An 11,819-nucleotide genomic window follows, 5' to 3' on the forward strand; every position below is an offset into this window, starting at 1 on the left:
AAGCACAAATTTATTGACAGACCCCTTTATGCAGCTATATCGGCAGAAGATTTGTCTTTGTTTATGGCAACAACCGATGCAATCATGGTAATAACACTCAGGTATGCATGGGTTTTGACCTTTTTAATGCCTCGTACATTAAGTCCGGTTTCAAGTCCCAGATGCTCCTTTAAGCGCCCAAAACACCGCTCTACGCTGGTTCTCTTGTTGTATAGCAGCTTCCAGTTTGAAGTGCCTCGATGAGGCACTGTGAATAATCTGGAATCTTGCCTAGCTCTGGTTTTAACAACCATCCCATAATTGCTATCTGAGCACCAGGAGGAACCAAAAGGACAGTCACATTTGCCCATAACATGAGGGCATCGGAATTTGTTAACTCCATTACTGCCGCCCCAATAAGTCATACGGTATCCCGCTGAACATATGGGGGTTGCATCCCAATCCAAGCCTTCCGGGGGTTCCTTTGCTCCCCGGTGGTTTAGTGGTATGATTGCCTGTGCCTTGTAGTCCTTACGAATTAGTTCGTATATTGACTTTTGATCATAACCGGCATCCATGAGATAATACTGCGGTTTACTGTTCAAGTTATTACTGCATTCTTCAAGGATGTTTTCGGCCATTATACCATCGTTGGTACTGGCTGGGGTTATGCTCAATGCCACTGGTAGTTCAGATTTAACGTCAGTTGCGATATGCAGCTTGTAACCAAACCAGGTTATCTGGTTACCGTTAGTATCTAGCTTGCTGCCCCAGTTAGCTGACTGGCTATCGTCTTTAATATTTTTACGTGGAACTGACTTCTCTTTGGCATTTACTTTGGAAGCATCTATGGCAATGGAACTGGTATCCAGAAGCCCCATTGATTCTGCTGTTTTTACCTGTTTCTTAAACAATTCACCAAGTGCTTCTGATTGAGTTATCTGTTCATAGAAACGGCTAAAGGTTGAAATGCTGGGAATTTTGCCAAAAACGTCAAAGCCGCAGTTGTATCTGAGCACCGGATCATGGGTAATGCGTTCCACTAATTCAGTAAATGTAGCCATATTGTAAACTCGCATAGCAATTAATGCTTTGAGTTTGTTCTCAACCAAGTACCCAGTCGGCCCTCGATGTTCTTCATCTTTTTTAGAAAGAGCAGTAATAACGTCATTAAAATCGAGGGTGGACAATATTATCTCTAAACGTGACCGGGGCTGCAAATTTATTGCGTCCTCAAAGGAAAATACGTATCCTTGCCGAATATTCATAAGTGACTTCTCCTCCTTCGGATTGTTTGTTTTGTCACTTATTAATTCGGCAAAAAGGGGGGTGAAGTCCTTTTTCTGCCCTCTAAAAGTTTGGATTTTTCTAGGCTAATTAATATGCAAAAGTCTCAGTTGAAAGAGTTAACAGTTGAAGCTGATATTTTTGGCAAAAAGTAACTAAGGAATTCAGTAAATCCGTATTGGCCATACAGTCGCCACCCTTATGGATTATTCTTTAATCTAAAGTAGGTCATTCCTTTAATTGGGATTCCATCCTTCTCATATCTGCCAAATCCCCAGACGGCATCTTTTCTCTCCATTAAGTGATTAAATAAAACTAATCCGAAGAATAATCCGGATGCTTCTTTGTTGTTTCCACAAGCAAGATATAGCGGTTCATATACAGTCCCTGTCCAATCGTTTCCCGGCATCCAGCTTGAGGTATTAATATCGGTTACATCAATTTTCTGATCTAGAGCATCAATGATTTTCTGATAATCTGACGTAGAGATGTTCTTCATCCAACTATCAAATTCCCTTTTATGTGGCAGTTTCTTTACATATTTTCCTGTCTCAACTGAATACAACATTATTGTCCACCTCCTACAACATACCATTGAACATTGGCGCTATCCTTCTGAGTTGGGCTAACTCCTTCAACTTTGCCAGCTAATACATAATTATAAAATGCGCGCCCCATTGCAAGACGGACCCCACGATCAATGTTTGCCCAATCGGTTGACAGCACCATTTTAATATTAAATGGGGTTCCTGGCTTAATTCGTGAAACCCGTTCAAGTAGTTCACGAAACCATTTTTTGAATTCAGTATCCTCCAATACTTTGTTCTTGATATAAAGTGCGATTGTCATTCCTTCGGCATCAGCTTTAGCTTCTAAATGAGCATACTCTGTTTCACTAAAACAAATCTGGATTACCTTGCTTGCCATAAAATGCGCCCCCTTTATTTATAATACTAACCTTCTGGTTATTATTATAAACCATCATGTGTTCTATGGTCAACATGTTTTTATTATAAACCACTTAATTTATATTATATTCCTGGGCAAGTGAGTCTTTATATAAGCAGTAAAAAGGCACCTTAATAGAGGTGCCTTTAAAGCAAATGTGTTATTACCTTTTTACCTGGCTTTGCAAGCCATGTCTTTTGCGAGTCCCTTTTGGGAACTCTAGATTGGCAAAGGGAAAAGGATGTTCTGGGTCAAATAATTTTTGTTTACTCACATTTTTAATAAAATTCTCTATAAATTTGTCTTCAACATCCTTTGCTTTTTCCCCCGCGGACGTGGTCCAGAATATATTCAAATCGTTTAGATTCTCTAAGGTCTTTATCCAATGTCCACCTGAATAAGTGCCTCTCCATATGCGCAATGCGCTATATACAGCCTAGTCAGAGATCCAGCATTTCATAAACCATTAATAATATTTTTCAAATATTATTCAATTACCCACGCAGAGCTATTCTCATTATTTTTAACATTATTAATATATTGCATAACATTTCTTATATGTTATGCAATATATTAATAATGTTATTGACGCGTTTGCTTTTTCATGATATTCTTTTTTTGTCAAATAAAGGAGGAGGCTACATTATTTATGAGTGAAGCTAAAAGGGAAAGCAAACGGGACAAATTCATTCGCTTAGCTGAGGCCAGAACGAATAAAATAATTGATATGCTCCAACTTCTAGGAAACTGCTCAAACACATCAGCTTATGAGTATACCCAGAAGGATATTGACCAGATTTTTGCTGCCATCGAAGCGGAGACGCGTGAGGCAAAGAAAAAATTTTCCAAAACAGAAAGTGTAAAAGGTACAAAATTTACATTGAATTAAGGGGAGATTGATTTGTTTAGTTTTACGCACAAATGGAATTTTCCATCTAATAACTATGGACAAATTTTTGGTATAGCTGATTCTGGCGTTGAGACATTTAAAGGTACACCAATTAAGTCTCTTGCGCGAGAGATTTGCCAGAATTCACTCGATAACCATATACATAATGGTCAACCCACACGGATTGAATTTGAGTTGTTTGAGATACCACCTAATAAAATTCCAGATTTCAAGGGTCTGGAATATGCTCTGAAGCGAGGATTGGAGTTCTGGTCTCTGCAGAAATCTGATAAAGCTAAGATTTTCTTTAGGACGGCTTTGGCTACGTCAAAGAAGTCTAATATTACCTGTCTGAGAATTAGTGACTTCAACACAACGGGCCTTACCGGCTCCAGAGAAGAATATAATTCACCTTGGTGTAATTTAACTAAATCTACGGGAGCTTCTGATAAGACTGGTAGTAACGGTGGCTCTTTTGGAATAGGCAAATTTGCTCCATATGCTTGTTCTGTTTTCAGAACGGTATTTTATAGTACAGCCGATAATGAAGGTATCTGTGCTTATCAGGGAGTATCCCGTCTCACCTCTTTTAAAGATAAAAAAGGTGAAACTACACAAGGAATAGGTTTTTATGGCAATGATAAAAACTCCCCAGTTTATGAGCAGTTCTCACTAAATCCAGATTATGCGCGCCACGAATCCAATCATGGCACAGATATTTTTATTGTTGGATTTACCGGCGATGAAGATTGGAAACACCTTATGGTCGCATCTATTCTGGATGGATTCCTTTGTGCCGTTTATAGTAACGATTTGATTGTCGATGTGGACGGTATCTTAATTAGCAAGGATACCCTTCCAGAGCTCATGGTTTCACATAAGGCCTATTTTGAGGAACACGCAGATGAGTATTATGAGACGCTCGTCCATGAAGCCGCTCGTACCTTCGAGAAAGAACAGACTGGTGATGCAGAGACAACCGGCAAACTGACCTTACACATGCTGATAATGCCCAAATTCCACCGTCAAGTGGCAATGGTACGCCAGACTGGCATGAAAATTAAAGATAAGAATCGTATCAACGCCTTAATCCCATTCGCAGGACTTTTGTACATTGAGGGAGATGCACTGAACACCTATCTTCGGAGTCTTGAAAATCCAAAACACGTCGAATGGGAAATTGAGCGTGCTGATAACAAGTCTAAGGCTCGTCAGCTCCTAAATAGTTTTACCAAATTCATTAAGGAATGCCTTGATGAAATGAAGAACGATGATAGTGAAGAGGCTCTCGATCCATCTGTTGGTGAATACCTTGCTGCTACCCAAGACGATGAGCAGGAAAACCTTGAAAATGCCGAAAGCATTCAGGATACTATCAACAACTTTAAAATTCGTGTCGCCAATGTCAACCCAAAGCCCACCGGTACTCAGAGTGGCAATGAGGGCAACACCGAAGTTGATAATGAAAAGGGTGAAATTATCGTTACTGATTTGCCCGGAGAAGGTGGTAGTGGTGGAGAGCACGAAGGCCAAGGTGGCGGAGGTGGTGGAGGCCACAATCCTGGAAGCGGTAATGGCAGTGCGCCAATTGAACACCGAAAAACCCTCTCTGCTATTGCTCCGGCTAATGTACGCAATTTGGTTCGTAATAAGAATACGGGTGAATATACGATAATCTTCACACCAAGTGCATCTGCAAGTGATGGTTATATCGAAGTGTATATGTCTGCTGAATCTCAGAACTATGACGCGCCGCTTATCGGAGCCAGTTGCACAGAATGCCCCGGTTTAACCTTCGCAAACAATCGTATTTCAAGTCTGTCGTTCACCGAGAAGCAACCGCTGAAAGTCAATATCCAGTTGGACTACCGTGATTACTGCCCATTGGAGGTGAAAGCATATGGAAATAAGATATAAGCTTTACCCATATCCAGTATTGTCTCACTATTCGGACGACTATAAGACTGGTGAATTCGATGTCTCAATAGATATCGTCCGGGATGGCTATAATCTCAGAGTGGATTTCCTTTCAACCCTCACCAGCTCAGGCTTGAAGGAGCTGATTAAAGTTGGAAGAGCGCAGTATGTTTATCACTTAGAATGTGCACAGACCGGATTCCGCACGGTGGTTAGAACCATTGAAACCAGTGCCAGTTTCATGATCTCCAACAAGTCTGTAAATGGTAAGCTGCAGATTTGTCCTTTTGTAGTGGCTAAAGAAGATATTGCAGGCTTCTCCATTACCGATTTTCATGACGATTACAGCGAAATGTCTTTTGATATTGAAGCCGGCTGCGTAATGGCAGTAGGTAAAATGGCTATAATAGACATATCCAAGGATATTGACGATTTAGCCAATACCCCATCTATTTTCAGTATTATACGTAATGCGGATACTAACTGCAAGCAGATGCTGGTGGATATGTCTGGCAGAAAGATTGTGATCAAGCTTCCACTTAACGATTATTACAGCTATAAGCAATTAAGTAAAACTCCGCAGGCACAGGCCATCCTTAATTCGCTGACTATCATCCCAGCGCTAACATACGTGTTGGCAGAACTCAAATGTATGCCTGTAAATGACCGTATTGAAAATGCGGACACTCTTTGGTATAAGACCCTTTCCAAAACCTTACTTACACAATTCGATTGCAATATCGAAAGCACTGAATTTAATTCCTGCAATTGTATCGAATTGTCGCAAAAACTGATAAATGATCCAATAACTGACGCATTCCAGATGCTGACCAGCAGTTTTGGTATTTCGGGAGGTGACGATGAATGAAACTACAGTTCATAAGTTATGATACTCTGGATGCGATTAAGAGCAATCTCTCTCATTGGACCGCCAATTTCAAATTGGATTCTTCGGCTTGGCTGGATGCCGAGCTAGGTAATACCCTCTTTATGGATACCAAATTCCCTGATGTAAAAGATTTCACCCTTGAAACTTCTGAGGACGAGCCTTTAATGACCGAAGCTGAGAACGTGAAGCGGGTATACAGCAATCTCAACTTTCTTTCTGACTCTCAAGCCTCTGATGAGCGTTTGTGGGCCGGGCTATGTTTGGGACCGTTCTGGAAATATGTGAAGTACCGCTGGAAAATCGATAAGAAATGCACAATGAGCAATATCCAACAACACTTTCTTTTTGGCTTCGGCCCACGCCGTTCCCTCACCAGAAATGCTCTGTCTCGCCTCTGGTGGATTGGCCGCCTAACCTACGATGAAAAACGCACAGACAATTGGGAGCTAACCAAGTTTGTTTGCGAACATTCTGACTACATAATGCACATTTTGGAACGTAACACTTCCAATAATCCCACTATCATCCGTGCTTTTCTAAGTGCCATTATCGATGCTAGAAACAATGGATTGAAGATCAATACAAACATTGTTGGCGATTTGTCTAAGTACCTCAATTTGCTGGGTGGTATATACATTCTTGATTGTTTACCGGAGGACATAATTTACGATAAGATTTACCATAAAACCGTTGAGATTAACGATGCTTTGAAAAAGAAAACCGAAATATCATAATAAAATTAGGCTACTACCAATTTTGGTAAGTAGCCTGATTTTTACTCGCTGTCTCTGTCTGAGTCTAACACTGATATGATACTCTTTGCGATAGCCTTTGCCAGAAACGGCGGCACCGCGTTACCAATTTGTTGATATTGCGAATCCTTTGTACCCTCGAAGATGAAGGAGTCCGGGAAGGTCTGCAGTCTGGCAGCCTCCCTAATTGAAACGGCTCTATCCAACACCGGATGAATCCACATAGATTTTCTCACGTTCACAACAGTACCGCAAGGTTCGTCGTATTTCAGCCGCATATAAATAGTATTCTGAGTACGGTCTGCGTCGCTGTATGTAGTTTTGAGCTCAGGATCAAGGTCGTGGAAGTTCTGACCTTCTTTTAAGGCTTTGAAACGGGAAAGAGCAGTGTCTGTAGTTGCGGTAGTAATGTGGTTATAGAGAAGCTTACCCCGGAGTTCCTTTTCAAGACCAGTAGCGTTGGGATGAGACTCCAGTTCCACATATTTTGTGTCCATTGTAGTACTTGCCTCAATGTTCTGTATGTCTCCGATAGCATTACGCACTGTACGATAATTTGCTTTTGTGTATTCAACTTTTGGAGGGTCATATTTCTTGTTAAGCGATTTGGATATCCCGACTATGATGAAACGCTCACGCTTTTGTGGAGCGCCATAGTCAATAGCGTTCAGGGTGTTTTCAGTGAGAACATAATTATATGGTTCATTCTCCAGAATGCATTTTATATAATCCCTAACAGCATAGGACTTCACGCAGGCAACGATTGAGCCTCTGGATTCCTTATACTCGTAAATATGTATGTTATTATCGGTAAGTTCCTTTATCTTGAGCAATGCCCGCTGCATATAGAGCGGAGTTTCAATAGCCTCAACTACGTCCTTAAAATCTGGTTCGACAGCTTCAATATATTTGAGAATCGCCTGTGCCAGCTCCATGTCTCCACTTTGAATCAAAGTTGGTTGCTCCTGCTCTGCACAAAGTTTAATGATTTCTTTCAGCTTTGGAACAAGTTTCTTTTGGTATTTCTCTAGTGATTTATCGAACTTTGTCTGATTAATTCTAAGGCGATAAAGCTGGTTTATTACTTTATAAAAGCTGTTTGCCCAGGCATATGCGTCGATATTATCGATATTTCTTACGAAATCCAAAGCTCCGTCAAAGACGGATTTGGTGGGAAGAATCTCCACTTCATTATCTTGAATATCCTTCAGCCCCATTACTCGATGGTCTTCAAGGTCTGCTTCGTCTATCATGAAGCGGTGAATAGTAGAGCGTAGCATAGCAACATTTTCCATAACAAAAGCCTTAGGCCGCAGTTTGCAGATTGCTTTCACATACTCCTTTACCAGCCGGTTATTCATACTAATAACCGAGGTGTGCTGGCGATTGGCATTAGAAAATCCCTGACAGGGCGGCCCTCCGATAACAATATCAATAGGACCTGCGACATCATTTAACTCGGAATAATCGATGTTGCGGACATCCGTATACACACGTCCAACCTTCAAATTCCGTTTATAAGTTTTTCTGGCATTAGGATTATTCTCCGCTGCAGCAACAATCTTGATTCGAGCCGTCTGCATGAATCCTAGACTCAACCCGCCTGCGCCAGAAAACAAGTCCACGGTATTATAGATTTTAATATTGCATCACCTACTTTCATATAAGTGCACAGAATTGTTTTGGCGCTCACGGATTAATCAGTCTGGATTTCGCCGTTTTGCTTTTCATAGTCTGCGACATAGTTTTTAAGAATGTTCTCAATCTGCGCACGATAAGTACGATCGTTATCCTTGGCAAGTTGCTTGATCTTCTTGTGCAAGATTTCTTCAAGACGAAGCGGATAGGCGTTCTGTTGCTTCACAATAGATGTACCTCTCTATCTATTTTACATCTACAACACATTTGAAATTGTAGCAGCACATACAGGAAATAGCAATAGAAGCATCGAGAATATATGTATAATCCTCTTACTCGAGTTTGACAGTGACAAATCATAGAACCTCACAACAACGGGCATTAAGGGGTATGCGAAATACGTGTGCCACTACATTTCTGTAGTGACATGATTATGTGCGTAGCACTCTGGAAGGGACTTGCATGTGAACCGCTTTAAATGCAAGATGAGCGGTTCCTTCTAGTTCTGTGCGGATGATAGACGAGGCTGTGCCTCGTTTAATGAATATTGCCTTGAGATATGACAGATCCCTTTTTACCTGACTGTAAGAAGCCTCCGGTGCTATCTGATTTAGCTGTTGCCGAAAGCTCATCTCAAGATAAAAGGCCAGAAAACACATCATGATATGCCCCCGGATGCGCTTCTCTGTCCAGTGATACATGGGCCGCAGTTCCAAATTGGTTTTGATATCACGGAAAGCCCGTTCTACCATCCATAGCTGTTTGTAGGCCAGAGCCACTTCTTCGGCAGACAGATCAGTGTTGGTTCTCAAAATGTACTTGCCGTCATAACGGGCTTCGGCATCTGCTTTGGATAGGTCTATCTCTATACTATCCTTATCCACTTTAAGATAGCGGGCATATTCCCGGTTACCTATCAAGGATTTGGCTCCCTTTTCGGTCAGCTTTTTAGGTAAGCGCTCCAGAATCTCCTGCCTAACCTGAGCATCACGCTTTGCTTCTTCAGGATTGAAACAGATCACATAGCGATTATCGTCCACTACCACGTTCTTGACTAAGAGGTTTTCCCGCACTTCCTTGTAGCGCCCCGCACGGGCAAGGACTTGTTGTAAACGGTAAAATAAAAGGGAGAAAAATTGGCCACTAAAAACGGAGAATATTTACCTTAATGTTCCAAACCAGCTAAAATTGTAGGGTAAAAGACTACAATTATGCGAGGAGAGGAACCAGGTGAAGGGGTGGCCGATGTATCAAGAATTACAGCAGCTAAAGGAGATGGGGCTTAATAAATCACAAGTTCAACGGCAGTTGGGCATAGATTGGAAAACAGTTGATCGTTATTGGGAGGTGACGCCAGACGAATATGACGAAATAAGAAAAAACACAAAAAGAACCAGAAAGCTTGAAAAATACGAAGAACAAATTGTGAGGTGGTTACAGGAACATCCCGACATGTCATCAGCACAAATACAAGATTGGCTTAAACAGCATTATTTAGATTATCAGGGAAAGGAGAGAACGCTTAGACGATTTATCAGGAGTTTACGGATTCAGTATAACATTAAGAAGCCTATTATCCAGCGTCAATACCAAGCAGTGGAAGAACTGCCCATGGGTTATCAGGCACAAGTAGATTTAGGTTTTACCACCCTGGTAAATACCCAGGGGCAGCGGGTAAAGCTCACAGGATTTGGGCTGGTTCTCTCACACAGCCGTTATAAATATGTTGAATGGGACGATAAGCCACTTACAGCAGCCAGATTCATACAGGTGCATTATCGGGCCTTTGAATACATAGGAGGGGTGCCAGAAGAAATTGTGTACGATCAGGACAGGCTCCTGGCTATAAACGAAAACTTTGGGGATATCATATACACAGCAGAATTCGAGAGATTCCGGCAGCAGATGGGTTTTAAGATATATCTTTGCCGCAAAAGTGATCCGGAGACCAAGGGCAAAATTGAGGCAGTTATCAAATATGCCAAAGGCAACTACGCCAGGCACCGGATATTTGACAACATTCAAGCATTTAATCAGGGGTGTATAGAATGGCTGAACAGAACAGCAAACGCCAATATACATGGCACAACAAAAAAGGTACCGGCAGAAGTGTTTAAAGAAGAACAAAAACACTTAAAACCGATACCGACCATAATTAATCAACCTGAAGAAATTATAACAAGACAGGTACGCAAAGACAATATCATTTGGTACAACAGCAACCGATATACTTTGCCCCTGGGCACTTACCATCCTGAAAGAGAAGTGAAGATTAAAGCAGACCAGGGCATACTAATCGTTTTTGACCTTGAAACCGATGAAGAGCTGGCCCGTCATGAAATATCTCTGGATAAAGGCCGATTGATCAGGAATAACAATCATAAACGCGACCATTCTGCCCGGATAGCCGAATTATATCAAGATACCCTGGCCAATATGGGAGGAAGTGAAATAGCAGCTGTTTTCCTCGATGGTATTCGTAAAGAAAAACCCAGATATGTTCGTGACCAGTATAATCTCATTATCCAAACGATTAAAAATTACTCTTTGGAAACAATATCCCAGGCATTAGATTATTGTGTGGAAAGGAGTATTTTTAGCGCAGTTGAATTCAAGACCGCCCTGGAGTATTTTGCCCAGCAAAACAACAGCCCGGCGGAAACTATACTTGATACGTCTGCCATACCTCTTGCCTATCGGATTAAAACCGAGATCAGAAATATTAGCGAATACGCCGCTATTTATGGAGGTATGAGTATTGAACAAGGCCGAAGAAACCAGGACTTATTTAAGAAGCCTTAACCTTTCCTGGTGCAGAGACAACCTGGATCAAACCCTGCAGACAGCAAGCAGTACCGACATATCCTATCTGGATTTTCTTAACCGGCTGCTGCAGGGAGAGATAAACTACCGTGAAAAAAGATCTGAAGAGCGCCGGATGAAGATGGCGGGGTTTCCCTTTGTTAAAAGCATAGATGAATTCGATTTTGCATTTCAGCGTTCTATTACCCGTAAACAGGTTAATCAATTGCTGGATATGCAATGGATTGAGAAGTTCTACAATCTGATTTTCCTTGGGCCTCCGGGAGTGGGGAAAACTCATTTGGCTGTAGCTATCGGGCTTGAGGCTGTGAAAAAAGGTTACAAGGTAAGCTTCGTAAATATGGATGATTTAATCAAGCATCTTAAGCTGGAAACTACCTCAACCCGGAGCCGCCAGAGGATGAAACGGATCATGGCTTCAGATTTAGTGGTAATTGATGAGATAGGTTTTGTCCCCATTACCAGGCAGGAAGCTAATTTGTTTTTTCAATTGATATCATCACTTTATGAACAGACGGCCTTAATAATAACTTCAAACAAGGGTTTTGAAGACTGGGCCGAATTGATGGGAGACCCGGTTATAACTACCGCTATCCTGGATCGAATCGCTCATCATAGTGAGATATTCAATCTGACCGGCGACAGTTACCGCCTTAAACATCGAGATTCTATACTAAGACTGTAGTCCTATGGAAAA

General features: G+C 41.5%; 12 protein-coding genes. 6 read left to right on the forward strand and 6 right to left on the reverse strand.

All coding sequences use genetic code 11. The features are described 5' to 3' along the window. Positions 1–26: 26 nt before the first annotated feature. The 3 genes from AC15IQ_RS03080 to AC15IQ_RS03090 form a co-directional block, all read right to left on the reverse strand. On the reverse strand, positions 27–1,247 hold the full coding sequence (locus AC15IQ_RS03080) for a transposase (protein WP_483177240.1): 1,221 nt from the start codon (positions 1,245–1,247) through the stop codon (positions 27–29). A 218-nt stretch (positions 1,248–1,465) separates the two neighbouring features. Then, positions 1,466–1,834 (reverse strand): hypothetical protein, encoded by a 369-nt coding sequence (locus AC15IQ_RS03085; protein ID WP_479958429.1) that lies wholly within the window; start codon positions 1,832–1,834, stop codon positions 1,466–1,468. Continuing rightward, complete coding sequence (locus tag AC15IQ_RS03090; protein WP_479958428.1) at positions 1,834–2,193, reverse strand: DUF1413 domain-containing protein; 360 nt, start codon at positions 2,191–2,193, stop codon at positions 1,834–1,836. The genes AC15IQ_RS03085 and AC15IQ_RS03090 overlap by 1 nt, the downstream gene beginning before the upstream one ends. Before the next feature lie 670 nt (positions 2,194–2,863). Between AC15IQ_RS03090 and AC15IQ_RS03095 the strand changes: the two genes are divergently transcribed. From AC15IQ_RS03095 to AC15IQ_RS03110, 4 genes are read left to right on the forward strand one after another with little or no spacing between them, the layout of a single operon-like run. Then, positions 2,864–3,103 carry a hypothetical protein gene (locus tag AC15IQ_RS03095; protein ID WP_483177243.1) on the forward strand — a complete coding sequence of 80 codons (240 nt, stop codon included), beginning with the start codon at positions 2,864–2,866 and terminating at the stop codon, positions 3,101–3,103. 12 nt (positions 3,104–3,115) lie between these two features. Then, complete coding sequence (locus AC15IQ_RS03100; RefSeq protein WP_483177245.1) at positions 3,116–5,020, forward strand: hypothetical protein; 1,905 nt, start codon at positions 3,116–3,118, stop codon at positions 5,018–5,020. Further along, positions 5,004–5,888, forward strand: a complete 885-nt coding sequence (locus tag AC15IQ_RS03105; RefSeq protein WP_483177246.1) for a hypothetical protein — start codon at positions 5,004–5,006, stop codon at positions 5,886–5,888. The genes AC15IQ_RS03100 and AC15IQ_RS03105 overlap by 17 nt, the downstream gene beginning before the upstream one ends. Then, the gene (locus AC15IQ_RS03110) at positions 5,885–6,643 is read left to right on the forward strand and encodes a DUF6339 family protein (RefSeq protein ID WP_483177248.1); all 759 of its coding nucleotides are present in this window, start codon (positions 5,885–5,887) and stop codon (positions 6,641–6,643) included. Before AC15IQ_RS03105 ends, AC15IQ_RS03110 begins: the two co-directional genes overlap by 4 nt. Positions 6,644–6,684: 41 nt before the next feature. On the opposite strand, the gene AC15IQ_RS03115 is transcribed toward AC15IQ_RS03110, so the two are convergent. From AC15IQ_RS03115 to AC15IQ_RS03125, 3 genes are all read right to left on the reverse strand, one after another. Continuing rightward, a complete protein-coding gene (locus tag AC15IQ_RS03115) occupies positions 6,685–8,286 on the reverse strand; it encodes a DNA cytosine methyltransferase (RefSeq protein WP_483177249.1) in 1,602 nt (533 codons plus the stop codon). A 71-nt stretch (positions 8,287–8,357) separates the two neighbouring features. Further along, positions 8,358–8,525 carry a hypothetical protein gene (locus AC15IQ_RS03120; RefSeq protein ID WP_483177250.1) on the reverse strand — a complete coding sequence of 56 codons (168 nt, stop codon included), beginning with the start codon at positions 8,523–8,525 and terminating at the stop codon, positions 8,358–8,360. Between the two features lie 205 nt (positions 8,526–8,730). Next, positions 8,731–9,372 (reverse strand): IS1634 family transposase, encoded by a 642-nt coding sequence (locus AC15IQ_RS03125; RefSeq protein ID WP_483177251.1) that lies wholly within the window; start codon positions 9,370–9,372, stop codon positions 8,731–8,733. A gap of 172 nt (positions 9,373–9,544) precedes the next feature. On the opposite strand from AC15IQ_RS03125, the gene istA reads away from it, so the two are divergent. Together istA and istB are read left to right on the forward strand one after the other, a co-directional pair. Continuing rightward, positions 9,545–11,101 carry an IS21 family transposase gene (istA, locus tag AC15IQ_RS03130; protein ID WP_483176949.1) on the forward strand — a complete coding sequence of 519 codons (1,557 nt, stop codon included), beginning with the start codon at positions 9,545–9,547 and terminating at the stop codon, positions 11,099–11,101. Continuing rightward, on the forward strand, positions 11,058–11,807 hold the full coding sequence (istB, locus tag AC15IQ_RS03135) for an IS21-like element helper ATPase IstB (RefSeq protein WP_483176950.1): 750 nt from the start codon (positions 11,058–11,060) through the stop codon (positions 11,805–11,807). The genes istA and istB overlap by 44 nt, the downstream gene beginning before the upstream one ends. The last annotated feature ends 12 nt before the right edge of the window (positions 11,808–11,819 follow it).

It is taken from the genome of Syntrophomonas sp. DTU019, from assembly GCA_913757435.1.
GTDB lineage: Bacteria > Bacillota > Syntrophomonadia > Syntrophomonadales > Syntrophomonadaceae > DTU019.